The 22775-nt window shown below is 58.6% G+C and carries 22 protein-coding genes and 1 riboswitch; of the genes, 10 read left to right on the plus strand and 12 right to left on the minus strand.

What is annotated here, in order from left to right; genetic code table 11:
- Nucleotides 1-63 precede the first annotated feature (63 nt).
- The 3 genes from ACQQCD_RS00980 to ACQQCD_RS00990 are packed head-to-tail and all read right to left on the minus strand — an operon-like array spanning nt 64 to nt 3135.
- Complete coding sequence (locus tag ACQQCD_RS00980; RefSeq protein WP_430266523.1) at nt 64-1185, minus strand: Mrp/NBP35 family ATP-binding protein; 1122 nt, start codon at nt 1183-1185, stop codon at nt 64-66.
- 2 nt (nt 1186-1187) lie between these two features.
- Nucleotides 1188-1859, minus strand: a complete 672-nt coding sequence (locus tag ACQQCD_RS00985) for a DUF1003 domain-containing protein (protein WP_430266524.1) — start codon at nt 1857-1859, stop codon at nt 1188-1190.
- Nucleotides 1852-3135, minus strand: coding sequence for a magnesium transporter MgtE N-terminal domain-containing protein (locus tag ACQQCD_RS00990; RefSeq protein ID WP_430266525.1), 1284 nt, complete (start codon nt 3133-3135; stop codon nt 1852-1854). The genes ACQQCD_RS00985 and ACQQCD_RS00990 overlap by 8 nt, the downstream gene beginning before the upstream one ends.
- 76 nt (nt 3136-3211) lie before the next feature.
- Between ACQQCD_RS00990 and ACQQCD_RS00995 the strand changes: the two genes are divergently transcribed.
- Nucleotides 3212-4102, plus strand: a complete 891-nt coding sequence (locus ACQQCD_RS00995; RefSeq protein WP_430266526.1) for a general stress protein — start codon at nt 3212-3214, stop codon at nt 4100-4102.
- Between the two features lie 176 nt (nt 4103-4278).
- On the opposite strand, the gene ACQQCD_RS01000 is transcribed toward ACQQCD_RS00995, so the two are convergent.
- Entirely contained in the window at nt 4279-5844 is a 1566-nt protein-coding gene (locus tag ACQQCD_RS01000; RefSeq protein WP_430266527.1) for an aminopeptidase P family protein, read from the minus strand.
- Nucleotides 5845-5921: 77 nt separating this feature from the next.
- Between ACQQCD_RS01000 and ACQQCD_RS01005 the strand changes: the two genes are divergently transcribed.
- Entirely contained in the window at nt 5922-6770 is an 849-nt protein-coding gene (locus tag ACQQCD_RS01005) for a PHP domain-containing protein (protein WP_430266528.1), read from the plus strand.
- Nucleotides 6771-6862: 92 nt separating this feature from the next.
- A complete protein-coding gene (locus tag ACQQCD_RS01010) occupies nt 6863-7471 on the plus strand; it encodes a MarC family protein (RefSeq protein WP_430266725.1) in 609 nt (202 codons plus the stop codon).
- Here ACQQCD_RS01010 and ACQQCD_RS01015 read toward each other — a convergent pair.
- The 4 genes from ACQQCD_RS01015 to thiE all read right to left on the minus strand — a co-directional run bounded on the left by ACQQCD_RS01015 (nt 7452) and on the right by thiE (nt 12655).
- Nucleotides 7452-8333: a DNA-methyltransferase gene (locus tag ACQQCD_RS01015; RefSeq protein ID WP_430266529.1), complete on the minus strand. Its 882-nt coding sequence runs from the start codon at nt 8331-8333 to the stop codon at nt 7452-7454. The two genes, ACQQCD_RS01010 and ACQQCD_RS01015, sit on opposite strands and share 20 nt — an antisense overlap.
- 9 nt (nt 8334-8342) lie before the next feature.
- Nucleotides 8343-10049, minus strand: coding sequence for a DEAD/DEAH box helicase (locus tag ACQQCD_RS01020; protein ID WP_430266530.1), 1707 nt, complete (start codon nt 10047-10049; stop codon nt 8343-8345).
- Nucleotides 10050-10388: 339 nt separating this feature from the next.
- A complete protein-coding gene (locus ACQQCD_RS01025) occupies nt 10389-11852 on the minus strand; it encodes an RNB domain-containing ribonuclease (RefSeq protein ID WP_430266531.1) in 1464 nt (487 codons plus the stop codon).
- Nucleotides 11853-11968: 116 nt separating this feature from the next.
- A complete protein-coding gene (gene thiE, locus ACQQCD_RS01030; protein ID WP_430266532.1) occupies nt 11969-12655 on the minus strand; it encodes a thiamine phosphate synthase in 687 nt (228 codons plus the stop codon).
- Between the two features lie 27 nt (nt 12656-12682).
- A riboswitch (TPP riboswitch) is annotated at nt 12683-12796 on the plus strand.
- Between thiE and thiO the strand changes: the two genes are divergently transcribed.
- From thiO to ACQQCD_RS01045, 3 genes are all read left to right on the plus strand, one after another.
- The gene (gene thiO, locus ACQQCD_RS01035) at nt 12784-14070 is read left to right on the plus strand and encodes a glycine oxidase ThiO (RefSeq protein ID WP_430266533.1); all 1287 of its coding nucleotides are present in this window, start codon (nt 12784-12786) and stop codon (nt 14068-14070) included. It overlaps the preceding riboswitch by 13 nt.
- Nucleotides 14067-14312, plus strand: a complete 246-nt coding sequence (gene thiS / locus ACQQCD_RS01040) for a sulfur carrier protein ThiS (protein WP_430266534.1) — start codon at nt 14067-14069, stop codon at nt 14310-14312. Before thiO ends, thiS begins: the two co-directional genes overlap by 4 nt.
- A 1-nt stretch (nt 14313) precedes the next feature.
- Nucleotides 14314-15090: a thiazole synthase gene (locus ACQQCD_RS01045; RefSeq protein WP_430266535.1), complete on the plus strand. Its 777-nt coding sequence runs from the start codon at nt 14314-14316 to the stop codon at nt 15088-15090.
- Between the two features lie 14 nt (nt 15091-15104).
- Here ACQQCD_RS01045 and ACQQCD_RS01050 read toward each other — a convergent pair whose 3' ends face one another.
- Genes ACQQCD_RS01050 through ACQQCD_RS01060 form a run of 3 tightly spaced genes read right to left on the minus strand, consistent with a single transcriptional unit; the run spans nt 15105 to nt 16377 of the window.
- Nucleotides 15105-15407, minus strand: coding sequence for a hypothetical protein (locus ACQQCD_RS01050; RefSeq protein ID WP_430266536.1), 303 nt, complete (start codon nt 15405-15407; stop codon nt 15105-15107).
- A 43-nt stretch (nt 15408-15450) separates the two neighbouring features.
- Nucleotides 15451-15675, minus strand: coding sequence for a DUF3107 domain-containing protein (locus ACQQCD_RS01055; protein ID WP_430266537.1), 225 nt, complete (start codon nt 15673-15675; stop codon nt 15451-15453).
- Nucleotides 15676-15723: 48 nt separating this feature from the next.
- Nucleotides 15724-16377, minus strand: a complete 654-nt coding sequence (locus ACQQCD_RS01060; protein ID WP_430266538.1) for a TetR/AcrR family transcriptional regulator — start codon at nt 16375-16377, stop codon at nt 15724-15726.
- A gap of 66 nt (nt 16378-16443) precedes the next feature.
- Between ACQQCD_RS01060 and moeB the strand changes: the two genes are divergently transcribed.
- Both moeB and ACQQCD_RS01070 read left to right on the plus strand, forming a co-directional pair.
- Entirely contained in the window at nt 16444-17640 is a 1197-nt protein-coding gene (moeB, locus tag ACQQCD_RS01065; protein ID WP_430266539.1) for a molybdopterin-synthase adenylyltransferase MoeB, read from the plus strand.
- A 31-nt stretch (nt 17641-17671) separates the two neighbouring features.
- Entirely contained in the window at nt 17672-18655 is a 984-nt protein-coding gene (locus ACQQCD_RS01070; RefSeq protein WP_430266540.1) for an SDR family NAD(P)-dependent oxidoreductase, read from the plus strand.
- A gap of 1 nt (nt 18656) precedes the next feature.
- Here ACQQCD_RS01070 and ACQQCD_RS01075 read toward each other — a convergent pair whose 3' ends face one another.
- Nucleotides 18657-20018 carry a glutamyl-tRNA reductase gene (locus tag ACQQCD_RS01075; RefSeq protein WP_430266541.1) on the minus strand — a complete coding sequence of 454 codons (1362 nt, stop codon included), beginning with the start codon at nt 20016-20018 and terminating at the stop codon, nt 18657-18659.
- 113 nt (nt 20019-20131) lie between these two features.
- On the opposite strand from ACQQCD_RS01075, the gene hemE reads away from it, so the two are divergent.
- Together hemE and ACQQCD_RS01085 are read left to right on the plus strand one after the other, a co-directional pair.
- Entirely contained in the window at nt 20132-21211 is a 1080-nt protein-coding gene (gene hemE / locus ACQQCD_RS01080) for a uroporphyrinogen decarboxylase (RefSeq protein ID WP_430266542.1), read from the plus strand.
- Nucleotides 21208-22761 (plus strand): protoporphyrinogen/coproporphyrinogen oxidase, encoded by a 1554-nt coding sequence (locus tag ACQQCD_RS01085; protein WP_430266543.1) that lies wholly within the window; start codon nt 21208-21210, stop codon nt 22759-22761. Before hemE ends, ACQQCD_RS01085 begins: the two co-directional genes overlap by 4 nt.
- Nucleotides 22762-22775: the final 14 nt, after the last annotated feature.

A 22775-nucleotide genomic window follows, 5' to 3' on the forward strand; every position in this document is an offset into this window, starting at 1 on the left:
AAGGTACCTACGCGCAGCGGCCGGTGGGGTACTTTGGCCGCCGGCATATTTGACGGAGACGCCTTATTTGACGGAGACGCCCAGTGACCTTCCGCTCAAACCACGTGGCTGAGCCGCCAGTGAAGCAGCAATTTTTTCCAGTTCCCTGGCAGCAGCTGTTGCTGGTTGTGAGAGGACCACAGGCATGCCGCTGTCTGCGCCTTCACGAAGACTGACCTGCAGCGGAATCTTCCCCAAAAGCGGTACCTGCGTCCCGGTACTGGCGGACAGACGCGCGGCGAGAGACTCACCGCCACCGTTGCCAAATACTTCGAGCTTCTGGCCATCTTCAAGTTCCAGGTAAGACATGTTCTCCACAACGCCGGCCAGGCTCTGCCCGGTCTGTGTGGCAATAGAACCAGCCCGTTCGGCAACTTCCGCAGCCGCCGATTGGGGAGTGGTCACTACAAGAATTTTGGCTTTAGGCAGCAATTGAGCCACCGAGATGGCTATGTCCCCGGTGCCGGGAGGTAGATCCAAAAAGAGCGCGTCCAGATCGCCGAAGTACACATCCGTGAGGAACTGTTCTAATGCTCGGTGCAACATTGGTCCACGCCAGGCAACCGGCTGATTGCCGTCAACGAACATACCGATCGAAATGACCTTCACGCCGTGTGCAACCGGTGGCAGGATCATGTCATCCATACGTGTGGGAGCCTGTGTGATGCCCATCAGCGAGGGCACAGAGAAGCCGTGAACATCTGCGTCCACAATGCCCACACGAAGCCCCTGAGCGGCCAGTGCGCAGGCAAGGTTAACGGTGACTGAAGACTTCCCCACACCGCCTTTACCACTCGCTACGGCATACACCTTGGTAAGAGAGTTGGGCTCGTTAAAGGGGATGCCTCGTTGACCACCGGGGCCACGGAGCATTTCCTTGAGCTGCTCGCGCTGCTCGGTGCTCATAACCTTCAGCGTTACATTCACTGCGGTGACGCCCGGGACCACACTGAGCTCCGCCGTCGCATCTGCAGTAATGGTTTCCCGTAGCGGGCAACCAGCGATAGTCAAAAGCACTGCCAAGTCCACCGTGCCCGCAGCATCAGCGTGGACCGATTCCACCATGCCCAGCTCGGTGATGGGACGGCGAAGCTCTGGGTCAATGACGCGGTCAAGCGCAGCCCTGAGGAGAGATTCTTCGGGCACGATCATTGTGGGGGAGTCACGTCCTTGGGTGCCTTGACGGAAGTGATCTGCTGCGTTCGAGGATTGCGTTTGTTCTCTCGTTTGTCCTTGATTTTTTCGCGAACCTTCTCCGGAGTCCGCTCAGCGTCAGGGGTCGTCTCGTCCTGACTGTGGATCTCATGCTGAGCTTCGATGACGTCTTCCAGCAAGGAACGCAGCTCGGCACGGACGTAATCGCGGGTGGCGACCTCACGCAAAGCTATACGCAACGAGGCCAGCTCACGGGTGAGGTACTCGGTGTCAGAGAGATTGCGTTCGGCCCGTTGGCGGTCTTGCTGGAGGGAGACGCGGTCCCGGTCATCTTGCCGGTTTTGAGCCAAGAGCAACAAAGGTGCTGCGTAGGAGGCCTGAAGCGAAAGCATCAAGGTCAGGAGTGTGTAGCCCAGGGCTTTGGAATCGAATTGCCATTGTTCCGGTGCCCACGTGTTCCAGCCCAGCCAGAACAAGCAAAGAATCGTCATATAGACCAAGAACTGGGGTGTGCCCATAAAACGGGCAAACCCTTCCGTGGCGTGACCGAATGCATCCGGGTTAGGCGAGAACTTGGGGAAGAGCCGCTTTCGAGAGGTCAGCGGAGTATCCAGGCTGCCTTTGGTGGGGTGCTTGCGTGCGTGGGTGCTACTAACCTCAGCCAATCCTGCCTCCCAACTTTCTTACCGGTGCATTGTCTTCGTGAACACGCCAATCATCTGGCAACAAATGGTCAAGAACATCGTCCACGGTAACAGCGCCAACCAGCCGCCCGGCCTCGTTGACTACCGGAAGAGAGTTCAAGTTGTACGTAGCCAAGGTCCTAGCTACTTCAGAAATATGAGCTTGGTCAGAGACCGGCTCCAAATTTTTATCCACCAGGTTGCCCAGTGGCTCCGGCGGCGGGAAGCGGAGCAATTGTTGGATGTGGACAACACCCAAAAAACGTCCGGTGGGCGTCTCCAACGGGGGACGCGCAATAAATATCGACGACGCCAAAGCAGGGGAGAGCTCTTCACGACGAACGTGGGCCAATGCCTCGGCCACTGTGGCTTCGGGCGGCAAGATCACCGGCACAGGGGTCATAAGACCACCGGCAGTGTCCTCGTCGTATTCGAGTAGTCGACGCACGTCTTTGGCTTCTTCAGGCTCCATGAGTTGCAGGAGCTCTTCAGCTTGGGCCTCGGGCATTTCGGAGAGAAGGTCCGCTGCGTCATCCGGGTCCATCTCTTCGAGGACGTCTGCAGCGCGCTCAACGTTGAGCGAGGAAAGAATCTCTACCTGGTCTTCTTCGGGGAGCTCTTGAAGAACGTCTGCAAGGCGCTCATCTTGGAGCTCGTGGGCCACTTCAAAACGGCGTTTGCCGCTCATCTCTTGGAGAGCTTCAGCAAAGTCAGCGGGCTTAAGGTCCTCGTGAGTGGCTACAAAAGCTGTGGCAGCTTGAGGCTCGGTCCGGGCGCCTTGATAGGCGTCAGCCCAGTCAACGATGAGTGTTTCGTTGCGGCGCAAGCGGCTCAACGGCGACAAAGAATGGCCACGCCGAACAAAAAGTTTGGCCACAAACCAGTCGCCGGAACGGTGCTGTTCCATGGCGATGTCCTCGATGGTGGCGTCACCGCTGCCGTCGGCCAAGGTGACGCGGCGGTCAAACATCTCGCCAACAACCAGCGTTTCGGCACCGCGCTGTTCAAAGCGGCGCAGATTTACTAAACCCGTGCAGATGACTTGGGTCTGGTCCATGGACGTAATTCTGGTCATTGGAACAAATACGCGTTTTTTGCCGGGAACTTCGACCACGATACCCACCACGTGTGGCGCGCCGCGGTTTGCTCTGGAGAGCACCACAACATCCCGCAGTCGGCCAAGACGGTCACCGAGCGGGTCAAAAACATCGAGCCCTAACAGACGCGCAACAAAGACGCGTGAAGTATTTGTACTCACCCCTACAGGCTACCGAGTCTGCTCTCTTTTAGCTGAATTTCAGTCTTCTCACATCCATATGGGCAACAATGGAGACATGTCAAACATCTTTGGTGCTCCCAAGGCCCTTGAAGAGGCTCGTACTGTCCCTACTGGGGACACTATTGGGTCCTACACTTCGTATCTGGATGCCCAAAAGGCGGTGGACTATCTGGCGGATCAGCAGTTCCCGGTTCAGCTGGTCTCGATCGTGGGCAATGACTTAAAGATGGTTGAGCGAGTCACTGGCCGCCTGAGCTACCCGCGAGTTGCCCTCTCCGGGGCTCTGAGCGGTATGTGGTTCGGGCTATTTGTAGGCGTTCTGCTGTCCTTTTTCTCACCGGGCGGATATTTCTCCATCATTACCTCCGTGCTGATGGGCGCCGCGTTCTTTATGCTCTTCGGGATCGTTACCTACGCCATGCAGCGCGGTAAGCGAGACTTCACCTCAACGAGTCAAGTCTTGGCATCCAGCTATGACGTTATCGTGGCTCCAGAAGCTGCCCATGAGGCACGTCGTTTGCTGCAACAGTTGCCCATGAAGGCCTCTGACGCTGCTCCGGGTGGCCACGATGCGGGCGTGTTTACGCAGCAGAGCTACCAGCAGGCTCCCTACCAGCAGCCCGCAGCACCGGCGCAGCCGGAACAGGAACCTCAGCAGCACCAGCAGCCGCAGTATGGGGAACAGGGCACACCTTCAGGTGGTACGGAGCCACAGCGACCCGCCACGTGGAATGATCCTTACGGCCAGAACAGCGCAGGCCAGAACAGCGCAGGCCAGAACTCAGCTGGCGAGCACAATGCGGATTCTGCCGCAAACACCGAAGTGGCCCCCGCGCCTACGGAGCGTAAGTCCACCAATTACCCTGACCTTCCGGACGGCCGCCCGCAATATGGCATTCGACTTCCTCAGGACGGCCAGCAGGGCAACGGACCTAAGACTGACTAGTCCCTTCTTGCTAGTACTTTCCTGCTTGTACCTTCCTGCTAGTACCGTCCTGGCAGTGCAGCACTGGGGAAGGGGACAGCACCAGGGAAGCCAAGAGGGTCACCACATAACGGCGGCTTCGGTTGCTCTAGAAGTTCTAGAGCAACCGAAGCCGCCGTTTTTGCAGTAGGGCGGGTTTAGCCCTGAGCTAGCCCTGCCATCCAGTTCTCAACTTCCTCCGGGGTGCGCGGAAGTGCAGCGGAGAGATTGACTGGACCTTCAGCGGTCATCAGGATGTCATCCTCAATGCGCACACCAATACCGCGGTACTCTTCCGGGATCGCCAGATCCTCGTTCTTGAAGTAGAGACCCGGCTCAATGGTGAAGACCATTCCCTCCGTCAGTACGCCGTCGAGGTACAGCTCGCGCTTGGCCTGGGCACAGTCGTGAACGTCCAGTCCCAAGTGGTGGCTGGTGCCGTGGGGCATCCATCGGCGGTGCTGCTGGCCCTCCGGAGAAACGGCTTCTTCTACGGAGACCGGCAACAGGCCCCATTCGGCCAGGCGCTCGGCCAAAACGCGGGTTGCCGTGGAGTGGATATCGCGGAACTTCACACCCGGCTGGGCTGCTGCGAAACCTGCATCGGCAGCGTCCAGTACAGCCTGGTAAACCTTGCGCTGAACCTCGGAAAAGGTGCCGTTTGTAGGCAAGGTACGGGTGACGTCAGCGGTGTAGAGCGAATCTGCTTCGACCCCAGCGTCCAAGAGAAGCAATTCGCCTTCCTTGACTGTCCCATTGTTGTGGGTCCAGTGGAGGATGGTGGCGTTGTTACCGGCGGCTGCGATTGTGTCATAACCCAGCTCATTGCCTTCTTCGCGGGCACGAGCAAAAAATGCGCCCTCAACAACGCGCTCGCCGCGGCGGTGGCCAATGGCTCGAGGCAAGGACTTCACAACTTCTTCGAAGCCTTGAACGGTGGCCGCAATGGCCACCTTCATCTGCTGAATTTCCCACTCGTCCTTGAGTAGACGCAGCTCAGAGAGCGCTTCGCTCAGAACCTCGTCCAGGGCGTCCAACGCGGTGAGGTTAAGGTTCTCAGGGTCCTTCGCGGTGTTGTAGCGTGCGGTATCAACAAGAGCATCGATGTTCTCATCAACTTTGCGCACCAAGCGGATGGAAATTCCGCCGATCTCCGGCGCACCCACGTTTTTGGTGATGGCAACTTCGAGCTCATCAAGATGAGCAGTGGCAAGACCCAAACGAGCCTTGAACTCCGCCAAGGTTGGGCGCGGGCCAATCCAGAACTCGCCTGAGCGGGCGTCGGCGTAAAACTGTTCGGTGTCCCGGCCGGCCAAAGGACGGAAGTAGAGCGTCGCGTGGTGGTGACCGCCGTCATCGCCCTTTCCTTCATCGGTAGGTTCCAGAATCAGCACAGCATCCGGCTCATGGTCCAAGCCCAAACCGGTCAGATGGGCAAAAGCGGAGTGCGGGCGGAAACGGTAATCGCAGTCATTGGAACGGACTTTCAACGGGCCAGCCGGAATCACCAAACGTTCGCCCTTGAACAGTTCAGAAATGGCACGACGGCGTCCGGCGGCGTGGTCTGCGACCTCGTCGAGGCCCGGCAACTCCGAAGAGGCGGGGGCCCAGTTGCTAGCCATAAAGGCCTTAAAAGCAACAGAATTGGGCCGCTGTGAACGATTATTCACGCGGTCTTCGAGAGCTTGAGAGCTTACTTCGGGGGTGTTTTCAGCGTTAGTCACCATCCCATGTTCTCACCGGGCGCGCGGGCGGCCAAGCGCGAGGGGCTCAATGGCCCCAGCTCGTCTAGGCTGAGAGCGTGAGGATCGATCTGCACACCCATTCACGCATCTCCGACGGCACCGAATCTCCTGCCGAGGTGATGAAATCAGCGCACGCTGCAGCCCTTGACGTCGTGGCGCTCACGGACCACGACACCACGGCTGGCTGGGCAGAAGCGGCGGCTGCAGCAACGGCTTTAGGGCTGAGCTTTGTTCCCGGAATGGAAGTTTCTTGCCGCACGGACAATGGGATCAGCGTCCATCTTCTCAGCTACCTGCACGATCCGGCGGATCCTGGTTTGCTCGAGGAGATCACCAAAGCTCGCGACGCGCGGCTCAGCCGGGCCGAGACCATGGTCAACTTGCTGGCGGAGGACTACCCGCTGAGCTGGGATGACGTTACAGCTCACGTTTCCCCCGGTGCCACCGTAGGAAGGCCGCACATTGCCGACGCGCTTGTAGCCGCCGGGATAGTGGCTGACCGGAGTGAAGCTTTCGCCTCCATTCTCACGCCGCACTCAAAGTACTACGCGCATCACTATGCGCCGCATCCTGCCCGCGCCGTTGAATTGGTCCGTGCGGCCGGTGGCGTGCCCGTCTTCGCTCACCCTGTTGCCGCAGCCCGCGGCCGGGTAGTGGAAGAGTCAGTCTTTCTAGAGATGATCGACGCCGGACTGGCCGGGGTAGAGATTGACCACCGAGATAATCCTGAGGACGGCCGGGAGTTCTTGCGCCAGCTCGCTGTCAAGCACTCACTGTTGATCACCGGGTCCAGCGATTATCACGGCAGCGGAAAGGTTAACCGCCTCGGCGAGAACCTGACCAGCGAGGAAGCCTTGGGGGAGATTGAAGCCCAAGGGCGAGGCGCCGCCGTCGTACGTCCCTAAGGTCCTGAACAGCTGGAGCTGGATTGGCAATTTCACATGCCGTTTCAGTCCTTTTGCCTAAACTGGGCCACTAAACTTGGCTAGTGAACTGGATTGACCTGCAACTTTTTGCCTCGGTACTCGTGACGCTATTTGTGATCATGGACCCGCCCGGCACCGTGCCCATTTTTATGTCTCTGACGGCTCAAATGTCGCCCCGAGACCGGAACCTCTCAGCGTTACAAGCGCTTTTGGTGGCCACCGGTGTGATTGTGGCTTTTGCCATCTTTGGCCAATCCATTCTGAACTACATGCACATTTCCCTCGCTGCGCTTCAAGGCGCTGGTGGGTTGCTGCTGGTGCTGATCGCACTGCAATTGCTCACTGGCTCTACGGGTGGCGAAGAGACAGCTACCAAGTACAAAAACGTTGCCTTTGTGCCGTTGGGTACTCCGTTGATGGCAGGTCCGGGCGCGATTGTGGCAGTGATGGTCAACGTGCAGCGGTCCTCGACGTTCCCGCAGTACCTGGCAGTAGGCTTGGGCATTGCTGTAACCCTCGCGGCCCTGTATTTGGCCATGCGCTTTGCTGGGCTGGTTCAGCGGGTATTGGGTGAGAACGGCGTGGAACTCGTCACCCGTATTGCTGGTCTTTTGCTCTCGGCGATCGCTGTGCAAATGATCGCCGACTCGGTCCACGCTTTTATGCGTTCTTGGAGCTAGGGAAACCTACTACCTCGGCTACCGCACCCAGGCGCTTGGCCATTACTTCGATGGCTGGCGGGTTTTGGTCAACACACACAAAACGGCGCCCCGATTTTGAAGCGACAGCACCGAGCGTCCCGGAACCGGCAAAAAAGTCTAAGCACCAGTCGCCTTCACGGCTTGACGCTGTCACGATGCGCCGAATGAGGCCCTCGGGCTTCTGCGTGGGGTAACCAGTTTTCTCTTTACCGGTGGGGGAGACGATGGTGTGCCACCAGACGTCGGTCGGCAGTTTGCCGAGCTTTCGTTTGGCCTCGGTGACCAGCCCGGGAGCCATATAGGGTTCCCGGTCCACAGCTGCTGCATCAAAGTGATAACGGGACGGGTTTTTGACGTACACCAAGATGTTGTCGTGCTTGGTGGGCCAACGGTTCTTCGCTCGTGCGCCGTAGTCGTAGGCCCAGATGATCTCGTTGAGGAACGATTCGCGCCCAAAGATCGAATCCAACATCACTTTGGCGTAGTGCACCTCACGGTAATCAAGGTGCAAGTACAAGGTGCCATCGTCGGCAAGAAGGCGCCAAGCTTCCATAAGCCGAGGCTCCAAAAAGGCCCAATAGTCGCTGAACGCGTCGTCGTAACGGTGCAAGGCGCCCTTGACCGTGGCATAAGACCGGCCTTGGAAACCCACGCGGTCACCATCGGCGGCTTCGCTGCGTACCATCGTGGTCAGCTGGCGGCTTTGAACCCGCCCGGTGTTGAACGGCGGATCAACATAAATCAGAGTAAAGGCGCCGTCCGGCAGTGTTGGCAAAAATTCCGCATTATCAGCGTGAACCACCAAATTGCTGCCGTCCGGCGCCCAGACAGAGTTGTGCATCGAGGCGTCTTAGCCTTCGTTAGTGGAGGGGGCGTTGTTGCCACCCTGCTCCGGGGCGTTGACTACCTCGCCGTTACGGCGACGAGTACGGCTACGGTTACGGCGAACGCGCGGCTCGGACGACGCTGATGCTGCGGCCTCCGTGCGGTTCTCATCACGTGCGGGCCGTGAGGTGCTTGCGGCATCCCGAGTGGCGGCCTCGGACTGGCGTCCGGAATCACGGCCGCCGTCGCGGTTACGGTCGTGAGAACCGCTGCGTGAACCCTGTGAAGCGCCACCGCGGGAATTCTGCCGGGGGCCGCGAGAATCCGGACGCGAACCTCCAGCATTCTTTTTGCCGGTCTCGCCCAAGTCTTCAAGAACTTCGCCGCCAACGCCTTCAAGTACGCGCTGATTGCGGGGCAAACGGCCCTTGGTGCCGGCCGGAATGTCCAAGTCCTCATAGAGGTGGGGTGAAGAGGAGTAGGTCTCGATTGGCTCGGGGACGCTCAGGCCTAGGGCCTTGTTGATCAGACCCCAGCGAGGCATGTCATCCCAGTCAACAAAGGTCACCGCGGTGCCCTTGTTGCCTGCGCGGCCGGTGCGGCCAACACGGTGCAAGTAGATTTTCTCGTCTTCTACGCACTGGTAGTTGATCACGTGAGTGACATCGTCCACATCAATACCGCGGGCAGCAACGTCAGTGGCAACCAAAACGTCCACCTTGTTGTTGCGGAAAGCTCGCAAAGCCTGCTCGCGTGCACCCTGTCCAAGGTCACCGTGGATGGCTGCAGCGGCGAAACCGCGATCAACCAGCTCTTCAGAAACTTTGGCGGCGGTGCGCTTGGTTTTGGTGAAGATGATGCTGCGTCCGCGGCCACGTGCCTGCAGAATACGTGCCACAACCTCAATCTTGTCCATGGCGTGGGCACGGTAGATCAGCTGACGGATGTCGCGCTTGGTCAGGCCTTCGTCATCCGGGTCAGCTGCACGAATGTGCGTGGGCTGGGTCATGTAGCGCCGGGCCATAGCAATGACCGGGCCAGGCATGGTGGCAGAGAACAACAAGGTCTGGCGGACCGCAGGAGTACCAGCGATCAATGTTTCCACGTCCGGCAAGAAACCAAGGTCAAGCATTTCGTCAGCCTCATCGAGGATCACGATCTTGACGTTTTTGAGGACCAAATGCTTTTGCTTGTAAAGGTCAATGAGTCGACCCGGGGTACCCACTACAAGCTCAACGCCCTTTTGAAGAGCTTCAATCTGAGGCTCGTAGGCGCGCCCACCGTAAATGGTAGCTATCCGCGCGTTGCGCTTGCGTGAGGCAGTCTGAAGATCGTTAGCCACCTGAACGGCAAGTTCACGCGTGGGAACAATAACGAGTGCTTGAGGCGCACCCGGTGCTGGCAAACGGTCATAGCCGGGGTCATCCTGGCCAACCACACGCTGAAGAGCGGGGATACCAAAGCCGAGCGTTTTACCCGTTCCGGTTTTGGCCTGACCAATGATGTCGTGGCCAGCAAGGGCTACGGGCAAGGTCATGGACTGGATGGGGAAAGGATGAGTAATTCCGGCATCAGCCAGCGACTCAACGATGTCTGCGCGGACGTCGTAGTCGGCGAAAGACTTCTCTTCAATTTCTTTAGCTACCGCGGTGGTAACGATGGTCTCTTCAGGCTCAAGGACTTCCGTACCGGAGGCATCGCTGAGGATTTCATGGGTGTGCAATTCACTCACAGGGAGTTTCCTTATTCATTTGGGCCGCGCGTTGTGCTCGACGTAGAGGTAGAACGTTGTTCCGGACCTTCGGAGCACACGGTAAACGCGCAGACAATTCCAGTGGAGCCGATCGCGGTTTTTCTAGGCGCCGGCACTGGGACCGGCGGTTCATTATCAGTCCGCGTAGGGGCGGGATTGTTGATTTCAGGGACCGCATCAGCTGCGGCCAGCGAAGTTTGGTGGTTCAATCAACGACCGGGCATCCATAACTACTTTTTCAGTCTAGCCGTAGAGCAGCCGAATCACGGGATCGCGCCACAAGGTGGGCTACCTTGTGGCGCTGGCAACGCTGAGTGCTTAGCCCACGCGTTGGAGCACAATCTCGCGTTTGACGATGTCTACCGAGACCAGTTTGACCCTCACTACGGTGCCAGCTTCCATTTCGCCTTCGCAGCGAGCAGCGACAGCAGGTTCGGCAATTTGAACTATTCCGTAGGGAACGTGATCCGGCTTGCCGTTGCCGTCTCGGGACCCCGAAATGACCACTGCTTCAAATTCCCGGCCCACCAGAGGACTCAAAATCGCAGCCTCAATGGTGTCTATGGAGACACGTTCAAGTTTGGACGCCAACTGGTCTGAAGCCGTCATAATCTCAGGCAATTGCGCCAAAGACTCCCTTGCCCAGGCAGGGACTTCTTGGCCGTTACTCAAAGCCTCACAAATAACAAGACTCCAACGGTCAACGAGGCGGCGCAACGGTGCAGTGGTGTGCGCGTACGGAGCCCCAATGGCTGCCTGAACCGTTTCTTGCGGAACGTCCCCGTCAAAGGGGGTGTAGCCGGCTCCGCGGAACAAAACGCCGGCCGAATGCAAAATGGCCAAGTGCTTGGGGTTGCTTGGATCAAGGGTGCGCAGATATTCACCATAGGAGATCGAGGAGTCCCATTTTTGACCCAATGCAGCAGTCTGCAAGGTAAATGCTTTCAGAGATTTTTCATCGGGAGCAGGCATGGTCCGCAGAATGCCCACCTTCCCCTTGAGCATAATGTCAGCGGCCGCCATTCCGGTGAGCAATGAAATTTGTGCGTTCCAATCCTCAACGGGTAGTTGCGGGGCTGCCACAATCCGGTAGGTTATGCCGGAACCACCGGGGACTTGTTCGATCTCCTGCTCGGGGATGTTCAGGCTCGCACCGCCGCGCTTGCGTTCTAGTTCAATGCGTTTGAGGCCGATCTCTTTGAGCAGCTGAAGACTCTCTGAGGCGGTGCCGTTGTCGATCTGCTCTTGAACACCTTGATAGTTAAGTTTGGCTCGGCTGCGGACTTGAGCACGGCGGACGACGGCGGAGGTCAGCTCGGCATTGGCGTCGAGTTCGAATTCCCACACATAGGCAGCTCGAAGCTGATCTGGCAGCAGGCTGCCAGCGTCTTCGGAAATAATCTCTGGGTGCAGAGGGATGCGGCCGTCCGGAGCGTAAAAAGTCTGACCACGACGGCGAGTCTCAGCATCCAGTTCGCCGCCTGGGTTCACAAAAGACGGCACGTCAGCAATCGCGTAGAGAACTTTGTAGCCGTCGCCGGCCCGTTCCAAATACATGGCTTGGTCAAGGTCAGTTGAGCTGGGTGGATCTATCGTCACAAATTCAAAGGCCGTGAGGTCAAGGCTTGGAAGCTGATGCTTAGCCACAGCAGCTTCTGCGTCTTGGACGGCCACTGGAGGATATTCCAAGGGCAGTTTGAGCTCAGTTTTTAGGGCACTCAGTGCACCTGCCAATTGGCTCTGCGGGTCAAGGGCGCGTGGGGCTATCCGTTGATGAAACACGAAATTCAGGCTAGCGGGAAAAGCCACCTTAGTGGCGGAAATAGCGTCAAATTCTTCGTCACGATTGCCGCAGCTCCGTCCGCTCCACCGATTCTTGGCCCGTCTGAGCAAGAAATCTAGCTGTTGGCCACGTCGTCTTGGCTGGGTAACGCTTCAAGCAACTTGAGGGCCGCTTCAGCAGGATCGCTAGCCTCGGTAATGGCGCGAACCACCACCACACGCTGGGCCCCAGCTTCCACCACTTGGCCGATGTTGCTCAGGTCAATCCCGCCGATTGCGAACCAAGGGATCTGAATGGGGCCATCGATTTTGGCTGCTGCTTGAGCCGCATATTCCACCAATTCCAGCCCGACGGCGGCCCGGCCGGGTTTGGTGGGAGTCGCCCACAGTGGGCCTACACAGAAGTAGTCCAAACCTTTACGGCCCGGGGCTGCAGCAATGGCGGCGTCCACTTGGGCTGGGGAGTGAGTGGACATACCTATCACCGTTTTTTTGCCCAGCACTTTTCGAGCAAAGTCGAAGGGGAGATCATCCTGCCCAATGTGGAACACCGGAGCTTGTGCAAGGCTCGCCACGTCGGCGCGATCGTTGACGGCCCACAACCGTCCGTGCCGTGTAGCGGCTGCCTCAAGAACTTTGAGTGCTTCCAGCTCCGTGGCCACATCAATGTTCTTGTCCCGCAGCTGGATGATGTCAACGCCACCGGAAAATGCGGCGTCAACAAAGTCGGCAAAATCTCCGCGTTCGGTGCGCGCATCGGTGCACAGGTAGAGACGGGCAGCATGGTGGACGTGTTGGCTCATAAGAACCAGCGTAGTTCCTTTAGACTGGGCGAGTACTGCGGGAGCTTGAACACGGTGTTGTTCACGGCTGAGAGGGCTTTAGTGCCGACCGTTATACCTGATCCGGATAGTGCCGGCGTAGGGAAGGAATGAAGATGGCCGTAGAGGCTGACGTTGCCGTCATTGGCGCGGGCATTGTGGGGATGGCTATCGCATACCAAGCCCTCACGTCTGGCCGTTCGGTGGTGCTGATTGATCCAGCACCCGGAACCGGCGCCACCCACGCTGCAGCAGGGATGCTGGCACCAGTGAGTGAGCTCCATTATCAAGAGCAGCAACTCCTTGAACTCACTCTCGAATCGGCCCGATTGTGGCCAGAGTTTGCACGTCCGTTTGCTCCGAACGCCGGTTACCAGAACACAGAAACACTGCTATTGGGTGTGGACGCGGCCGATCGTCGGGCCCTAGCGGACCTGTACGCGGAACAACTTCGTCAAGGACTCAACGTACAACCACTAACGGTGTCACGGGCCCGCAGTGCGGAGCCGCTATTGGCCCCAGGGCTGTCGGCCGCTTACACCATTCCCCAAGACCACCAAGTGGATCCACGGCGAATTCACGCAGCACTTTTAGAGACCTTTATTAACGACGGCGGCATTCACCTGAGCGAGCGCGCGCTCGGCTTGGTGTGGAGTGATGCCAGGGTCGCGGGAGTGGACCTTGGAGATGGCCGCACGGTCAGGTCACAAGAAGTGGTAGTTGCTAATGGAACTTACGCAGAAGAGTTGCAAGGGCTTCCACCCGGTCTTCGGCTGCCCCTGCGGAAAGTGTACGGGGATATTCTTCGCCTCCGGGTGCCTTCAAAATTGCGTCCGCTGCTGACCGCCACTGTGCGCGGAAGCGTCCATGGTGTTCCCGTTTACATTGTGCCTCGAGAGGACGGGACGGTAGTTATTGGTGCCACCTCCCGTGAGGACAATAGCTCCGGTGTTTCTGCCGGAGGCGTTTACCAACTGCTCCGCGACGCCCAATCGTTGGTTCCGGCCGTGGCTGAGCTCGAACTTTTCGAGTCCACTTCAAGGCCACGTCCAGGTACTCCAGACAACGCCCCGCTCCTGGGGCGAGTTGCCGCATCCACACTGCACTGTGACAACTCAAGCTCTGACAACTCAAGCTCTGACAACTCAAGCTCCGGCCACTCAAGCTCTGGCCACTCAAGTTCGGATCCAAGGAGCCAGCTCAATCCCAAAAGCCAGGACATTCCGGGGTTGATTGTGGCCACCGGGTTCTTCCGCCACGGCGTTCTCCTTGCGCCTGTTGCAGCCCAGATTTGCCGCCAACTTATGGACAGAATAGCGGACGTACGGTGGGCGCCTTTTAGACCGGACAGATTTTCCCTACCCACAACTCACAGCAAGGACCGGGAGCATTCGTGACCACGCTCAATATTTCACTCAACGGGGAGCCACACAGCCTTAGCGCTGGAGCCACCGTTGCAGACCTTGTCCAAGCCGTCACGGGCAGAACGATCAATGAACAAGGACAAGCCGTTGACGGCCGCAGGCTGGGTATTGCTGTTGCCCGCAACGCAGCGGTGGTGCCACGAAGCCAATGGCGCGGAACAACGCTTTGTTCGGAAGACGACGTCGAACTCGTTACAGCAGTACAGGGAGGCTGAAATGTCCAAGGACCAACTTCACATCGACGGCGTGGCACTGAATTCGCGGCTTATTATGGGCACTGGAGGTGCGCCAAGCCTGGACGGTTTGGGGGCGGCGCTGGTGGCTTCCGGGACTGAACTCACCACCGTGGCCATGCGCCGCTATTCACCTGCCACGGCAGGCTCGCTCTTCGAACTGCTGCAAAGCCACGGGATCCGCGTTCTGCCCAACACGGCTGGTTGCTACACCGCTCGCGACGCTGTTTTGACAGCTGAACTGGCACGAGAAGCCCTAGAGACCAACTGGGTGAAGCTTGAGGTTATAGCCGACGAGCAAACCCTGCTCCCGGATGCCGTGGAGCTAGTTCAAGCGACCGAACAACTCGTGGCAAGTGGGTTCCAAGTGTTCGCTTACACCAACGACGATCCGGTTCTGGCGTTGCGTCTGGAAAACTTAGGCGCTGCCGCCGTCATGCCACTCGGTGCTCCGATTGGGACAGGCTTGGGCATCCTCAACCCGCACAACATCGAACTGATCGTTGCCCGCGCCAACGTCCCGGTAGTGCTCGACGCCGGAATCGGCACGGCCTCGGACGCGGCCCTTGCCATGGAGCTAGGCTGCGACGCAGTGCTGTTGGCAACTGCAGTGACCCGGGCTCAAGACCCCGTGATGATGGGCGAGGCCTTTCGCCACGCGGTGGTAGCAGGGCGTCTTGCCCGGCTCGCAGGGCGAATCCCTAAGCGTGAGCACGCCCTAGCGTCCTCACCCATGCAGGGCCGGGCTGAATTTTTGTAGAGAGCGGCCTAAAGCTAGGCGCGGAGAATAGCTGTGAGGCGCTCGCGGTCACTGGCTTCGCGCTGTTTACGCAAGGGAACAACCACAGCGACGGCAGCTGCTGTACCAAGAACAATCGGCAGCACCCAAGGGATCCACGTCAGGCCAGGTTGATAGCCAAAGCCCAACGCGATCACCACCATCCAGCACACGCATGCCACAGCTACGCCCAACCCAGCAGGCAAAGCTGCACCGTAAGAGGTGTGGTGCTTGTCTGTGCCCCACACGATGGCTCCGGCGGCAATGACTGCAAGAACGGCAATAATCAGTGAAAGCACGCGAGCGTCCCTTTCCTTGGCCTCAAACAGCTACAAAAGGGGTCTAGACGGTGCCAAATCCCACACGACGGACTTCTTCAGCACCAATCTCTACGTAACCCAAAACCTTGCCAGGAACGATGATTTGGCGGCCCTTCTCATCCGTCAGACGCAAATCCGTTCCGTTAGCGATTGCCTCGGAGACAATCTTGGCTACGGCATCGGCGTCCTGTGAAGACTCGAGCGAAATTTCACGTCCAACGTTTTGGATACCAATCTTTACTTCCACAACAAGGCCTCCCAGCCATCAGAATTCAACAGGTTATTCATTTGTAGCTCAGGACTCCTTGGGGAAGCGACTGATTCCGCGCCAAGCTAAACGGTAGACCAGATCACTTGCAACATCGAGGTCCAAATCGCCGTCGGTTTCTAGCCAATAGCGGGCACTTACCTGCGCTAACCCGGCTAGGCCGCGGCCCAAGAGTTCTGCTTCCAGCGGTGCCAACTTGGTGTCTTCAGCGATCACGGCGGCCACCGCCTCAGCAAAGGTTCGGTTGAACGTTTCCAATCGAGCATTAACGTCAGCGTCATTGGTTAGTCCGGACTCGAACACTAGACGATGGGCTTGATCGTCACTAGCAATAAAGCGGAAATAGGCGCGCATCACGGCCTGAACACGTTCTTTGTTGTCCTGAGTGGAGTTTAGTGCGCCCAAGAGCAGTCCGGTCAGTTCTTCAAGATTGCTATCCAAAAGGGCCAAATAAAGCTCGCGTTTGGATGGGAAGTGCTGGTAGAGCACAGGCTTGGAGACACGGGCAGTTTCAGCGATTTCGTCCATCGCGGCACCGTGGTAACCATTGGCCACAAACACTTCAAGAGCCGCATGGAGCAACTGCGCACGGCGCTCGTCGCGCGGTAGACGTGCGGACCGAGCATTCGCCTGGGATGTTTCTTGCGTGGTGCGCGTCCTGCTCACTTCCGGTCCTTTCATTGACGGCTCAATCCACTTTACTCGTCAGTAATATGTATAAGCGCGTCGACAGGCCTAGATTGGAGTATGCCTGCGAACAGCCCCGCCCCCATTTCTCCTTCTCTGCCGCCCCTCGTGGAACCAGCACAGTCTTTGAGCAGAGAAGAACGTGAGCGATATTCGCGGCACATCATCATTCCGCAAATCGGTGATATCGGTCAGCGAAGGCTCAAGAATGCTCGTGTGCTGGTTATTGGTGCTGGTGGCTTGGGCTCGCCAGCGTTGTTGTACCTAGCTGCTGCAGGTGTGGGGACTCTGGGAATTATCGATGACGACGTTGTTGAGCTGAGCAATCTCCAACGCCAGATTATGCACACCGTGGAACGGGTCGGAGAGCCCAAAGCCGAATCCGCTCGGGCCGCCATCCACGACTTAAACCCGCTGGTTAATGTCCGGGTTCACCAAGAACGCCTCGAAGCCTCCAACGCCCTAGAACTCTTCTCCGAATACGATCTGATCCTCGACGGTGCTGACAATTTCCAAACCCGCTACCTCGTCAACGATGCAGCAGCGATCCTCGGCAAACCCTACGTGTGGGGTTCCATTTTCCGCTTTGATGGTCAGGTCAGCGTGTTTTGGGCGGAACATGGACCCAACTACCGTGACCTCTACCCGGAAGCGCCACCAGCTGGCTCTGTCCCGAGCTGTGGGGAAGGTGGCGTGTTCGGAATGTTGTGCGCCGCCGTCGGATCCCTGATGGTGACCGAAGCGGTAAAGCTGATTACCGGCGTTGGACGTTCCTTGTTAGGGCGAGTGTCCCTCTTTGACGCGTTAAGCGGCACCTGGCGGGAAATTCGTGTCTCCAAGGACCCCAGCGCACCAGCGATCACCGAGCTTGCCGACTACAACGCTTTTTGTGGCATCGACGCAGAGCCCACTGTAGGTGTTCACGAACTCGTGACGGCTCCGCAACTGGCCACCATGCTGGCTGCACGGGATGCAGGCCTACGGGACTTTTTGCTCGTGGACGTGCGGGAAACGGGGGAGCGAACTATTGTTTCAATTCCCGGCTCGGTACTGATCCCGCAAGGAAAGATCCTTGACGGCGAAGCGTGGGATCAACTTCCCACCGAGAAGGAGATCATTTTCCACTGCAAAGGTGGAACGCGTTCGGCGAATGTCCTCGCCGCCGCTAAAAGCCACGGTTACACCAAGGTCAGCCATCTCGACGGCGGTGTGTTGGCTTGGGTGCGCGACGTGGAACCGGACAAAGCGGTTTACTAAAACCCTCTACAACTTTTGGAAGAAGTCTCAGATGAGCACTAACAGTCTCCGCACCCCGCAGCGACACCTTGGCTCGCCCTTCGGCGCTCGCAGTACCGCCAAAGACGTTCTGGCAGGAATCGATCTAGCCGGTAAAACGGCGATTGTTACCGGTGGCTACTCTGGGTTGGGCTTGGAAGCCGTCCGTGCACTGCACGACGGCGGCGCCGCAGTAGTGGTGCCCGCCCGCCGCCCCGAGGTAGCCGCGGAAACCCTCAGTGAGGCTGGGCTTGACGATGTAGAAGTAGCCTCCTTGGATTTGGCCGATCAGGGGAGTGTTCAGGCATTCGCGGAGTCGTTCCTTGGATCAGGCAGAAGCTTGGACATTTTGATCAACAACGCTGCGGTTATGGCTTGCCCCGAGACTCGGGTGGGGCCCGGCTGGGAAGCCCAATTCGCCACCAACCATCTGGGTCACTACGCCTTGACGAACCGCTTGTGGCCAGCCTTGATCGCCAAGCCGGGAGCTCGTGTGGTGGCGCTGTCCTCAACAGGGCACAAACTCTCGCCGATTCGCTTTGAGGACCCTCAATTTAGTACCGGATACGACAAGTGGAAGGCCTACGGCCAGGCAAAAACTGCTAACGCCCTGTTCGCCATTGAACTTGACCGTTTGGGAGCAGATCACGGAGTGCGCGCCTTCGCCGTGCATCCGGGCGGAATTATGACCGAACTTCAGCGCCACTTACCGGTTGAGGAAATGCGGGCCGCGGGCTGGATTAATGAACAAGGCAAAGTCAACGAGATCTTCAAATCCCCGGCTCAAGGCGCTGCCACCTCGGTATGGGCGGCAACTTCGCCGCTTTTGGAGGGCCTCGGTGGTGTGTATTGCGAGGACTGTGATGTGGCTGAACCCACCGATCTGGATTCACCAACGGCGCGCTATGCGGGTGTGGACGCTCACGCAATCGATGCGGATGCGGCGCAGCGGCTATGGCAGCTTTCCGCGGAACTGACCGGAGTCAACGCCTTCTAGCTCAGGCAGACTCAGCGTCGGCAACCGGGCACTGGGCACCCAGCTGGGATTCTTGACTAGCGTTTTTGTTAGTTTCCTTGCTGCGCTGCCCGGCCTGGGTGTCGCCGGCCTGATCAACCTCAATACCGTAAAGCGCCTCGAGGGCAGCTATGTAGTCATCCTGCTGACCCTTCGCTGCGAGTTCGCGGCCCCGCACAGTGGGAACGTGTAGAAGTTGTTTGACCATCCGACGCAGAGCGAACTCAACTTCTTCGGCGGCAGCGGTGCAACCGTGGCGGGCCCTGACCTTTTCCATTTCCGCATCCAAAACGTCCATGGTGTGTCGGCGCAAGGCAACAATGGCCGAATCCACTGAACGGGCGCGGCGCTCCTGTTCAAAAGCAGCGGCTGCTTCGTTCACGATGTTGCTCGCATCAGCAAGGGAATCTGCCTGTTCTTGGGGAGCAGCCAGACGCACTGATTCAAGTGTCAAAAGCTCAACGTTGGGCAGTTCGCCGACGGCCGGATCAAAGTCACGGGTTAGCGCAAGGTCAATAACAATCAAAGGCTTTTCCGTGCCCGCGCGTACCCGGCCCAAATCCTCGGCTTCAACGCGTTGATCTGACCCACTGCAGCCGATGATCACGTCAGCTTGGGCCAGTGCAGCCTCGATGGTTTTATTCGTCAAGGCGGTGCCGCCGCGTGTGGCCACAAAGCCTTCCGCGCGGCCGGAGGACGAGTAGACGCCGATGTTTGTACATCCGCGGGCGCGCAAAAGGGCCATGGTTGCGCCAGCGTAGGCACCTGTGCCAAATATCACAGTGTTTTTTTCGGACCAGTCCGGGTCAACAGACATTTCTTGAGCCAAATCCAGTGCCACCGAAACAATCGACAGTCCCCGGCTACCCAAAGCGGTGTGTGCGCCAACGTCCTTTGCCGTTTTTGATGCTGCTTGGAAAAGGCGGACTAAACCGGAGCTTGCCGTGCCGTTATGCTCGGCGGCGATGAGGGCTCGGCGGACTTGGCCAGCGATCTCGCGTTCACCGACCACAGCGGAGTCCAATCCGGAGCTCACGGCAAAAAGATGAGAGCTGACGTCTGAGCCAGTACGGGTCCCAAAGGACGTAGAAACCACGTGTTTATTGAGTCCACTGAGTTCGCTGACTTGTTCAATCAGGCTGGACCGGGCCGCTTCTAGATCTTGATCCGAGGTGGCCTCGCCGTAAATTTCGTAGCGGTTGCAGGTGGCCAAAACCACTGCACCTTGAACCGAGGGGGAGTCTGCAATTGCCGTTTGGGCAAGCGAGGCCGCACCGTTGCTCAACTGAGCAACAGTCTCTAAATCGACGTCGGCGTGGCTAGCCACGAGAGAAAAAAGAACCACAGCACTCCAAGCATAGCTTTTTCGTAACTCTGTAGAACATAGCGCGATTTCGCGGTAAATTCGCTGACACAGTGTCGTTATATGTCTCCAACGGCCTTAGGCAGAATAAGAGGATGCAGCTTCGAACCGGGACCCTTGACGCCACTCATCCGCTGCGCGATGGCCGCACTGCGGACTCCGCGCTGATCACCGCCTACCGCGGGGGGAAGCCTTCACGGCGCCCCATTTGGTTTATGCGTCAGGCCGGCCGTTCGCTGCCCGAGTACCTTAAGGTACGTGAAGGGGTGGCCATGCTGGACTCGTGTTTGCGCCCCGAATTGGCGGCGGAAATCACACTCCAGCCAGTGCGTCGGCATGACGTTGACGCGGCAATTTTCTTCTCTGACATTGTGATCCCGCTCAAGCTGGCCGGAATCGGTGTGGACATTGTTCCCGGCGTTGGCCCTGTTCTGGAGAAGCCTGTCCGCACCGCTGCAGATGTGGCTGCTCTACCTGAACTGACATGGGAGGCATTGGAACCCATTCGTGAAGCTGTCCGCCTCACCGTGGCAGAACTGGGCAAAACTCCGCTCATTGGATTCGCGGGGGCTCCGTTCACCCTGGCCGCCTACATGGTTGAAGGCAAACCTTCACGCGATCACTTGGGCCCACGCACCATGATGCACGCCGATCCTGAAACGTGGTCCGCCTTGGCGCGATGGGCTGCGGACGCCTCAGGCCTGTTCTTGCGTGCACAGCTTGAGGCCGGTGCTTCAGCTGCTCAGCTCTTTGATTCATGGGCTGGGTCTTTGGGACTTGCGGACTACGAGAAGTTTGTTGCCCCGGCTTCGGCCCGAGCTTTGGACCACGTGCGGGACCTCGGCGCACCCCTGGTTCACTTTGGTACCGGCACCTCTGAACTATTGGTTGCCATGAAGAACATTGGTGTTGACGTGATGGGTGTTGACTACCGTTTGGGCTTGGATGAAGCCAATCGTCGTCTGGAAGGCAGTGTCCCGCTCCAGGGCAACATTGACCCGGCTCTGCTTTCAGCAGGCTGGGACGTCCTTGAAGCCCACGTCCGTTCAGTCCTTGAAGCAGGCGAAAATGCGCCCGGGCACGTGGTCAACCTTGGCCACGGAGTTCCACCAGAAACTGACCCCGCAGTCCTCACCAAGATTGTGGAGTTGGTTCACTCGATCGAGGTCTTGTGAACGTAGTTGTAGTGGGCGGCGGCGTTGCAGGACTCGTTGCAGCACGCGACTTTGCGCACGCAGGTCACGCCGTCACGGTTTTTGAGGCGAGTTCTACGTGGGGCGGCGCGCTCGGGAAGCACCAGCTCGCCGGGCTAAGCCTGGACAGTGGTGCCGAATCCTTTGCCACCCGCACTGACGCGGTAGCGAATCTTGCCTCCGAGCTGGGCTTGGGTGAGCACATTGTTAGGCCTCTGCCAGGTGGAGCTTGGGTGCAATTGCCGCAGGGGCCCCGAGAATTACCCAAGACCGGTGTCCTGGGAATTCCTGCGAATCCGTGGGACCCGGAAGTTCGCCGCACCCTTGGGTGGTGGGGCTCGCTCCGGGCGTCCATGGACACGTTGATGCCTCCTGCTTGGGGGACTGAAGCTGAGCTATCCAGTGTTGCTGAGCTGGTTCAACGCCGGATGGGGCAACGAGTTTTGAAACGCTTGGTGGAGCCCGTAGTTGGCGGTGTCCACGCCGCAAGCGCCGCACTTTTGGACGTTGACATGGTGGCCCCGGGGCTGCGCCGTGGAATCCAGGAGCAGGGTTCCCTCGCCAAAGCTGTTAAAGCCCAGCGAGCCAGACCAGCCGCGGCGGGTTCCGCCGTCGCAGGTATTTCCGGTGGCATGCACCGGCTGGTTGAGTCGCTCCTGGAAGATCTGCGCAAGCATCGCGTGGTGCTGCAACGCGGGCTGCCAGTGGTGAGCATGAGCCGTACAGACGGTTCCCAAACTGACCTTACGCTCGGGCAAAGAGCGGACGACGACGGTACAACAGTTGAGGGATCAGCAGCAGAAATTGCTCCACTCTGGCGGGTGCGCACAACCCAAGGCGAGGCGCTCGCCTCGCACGTGGTGGTTGCCCTCGATGGGCCAAATGCTGTGGATCTGCTGGCCCCGTCCATTCCTGAGATGGTGCCGTTCCGGCCTGGTGCTGGCCCCAACGTGAAGCTTGTCACGCTGGTTGTACGTGCACCAAAGCTGGATGCGAGGCCGCGCGGAACAGGAATTTTGGTGGCACCACAGAGGGCAGCCACACCAGGCGAAGCAGCTCGGACTGAAACTGCAGGAACTTCTAATATTCGGGCCAAGGCTCTTACGCATGTCACTGGCAAGTGGGAATGGACAGCTCAAGAAGCTGCCGCGGCGGTGGGTCCGGGTACACACGTTCTCCGGTTGTCCTATGGACGCCAGGCGGAAGCGAATTCTGACGCGGCCGCCACCGTTAGCTCGGTGACGAACCATAGTGATGAAGAACTGCTTGAGATTGCGCTCGCTGATGCAACAGCACTTCTGGGTGTGCCGTTGGTAGAGGCGGACGTTGAGGCATGGGATGTGGTGACGTGGCAAGGAGCGCTGCCCTTTGCCGCCGTCGGGCATAAAAATCGTGTGGCGCAAGTGCGGCAACTGGCCCGAGGCCAATCAGGGCTCAGTGTTATTGGCGCATGGCTGGCAGGCACCGGGCTGGCCGCCGTTGTGGCGGACGCGCGGGCGGCAGTTCGGGGCGTCATTGAGCAGGGAACGTGAGCTGCGTTATGCGT

The organism is Pseudarthrobacter sp. J1763, from assembly GCF_050490295.1.
Lineage (GTDB): Bacteria > Actinomycetota > Actinomycetes > Actinomycetales > Micrococcaceae > JBNPEO01.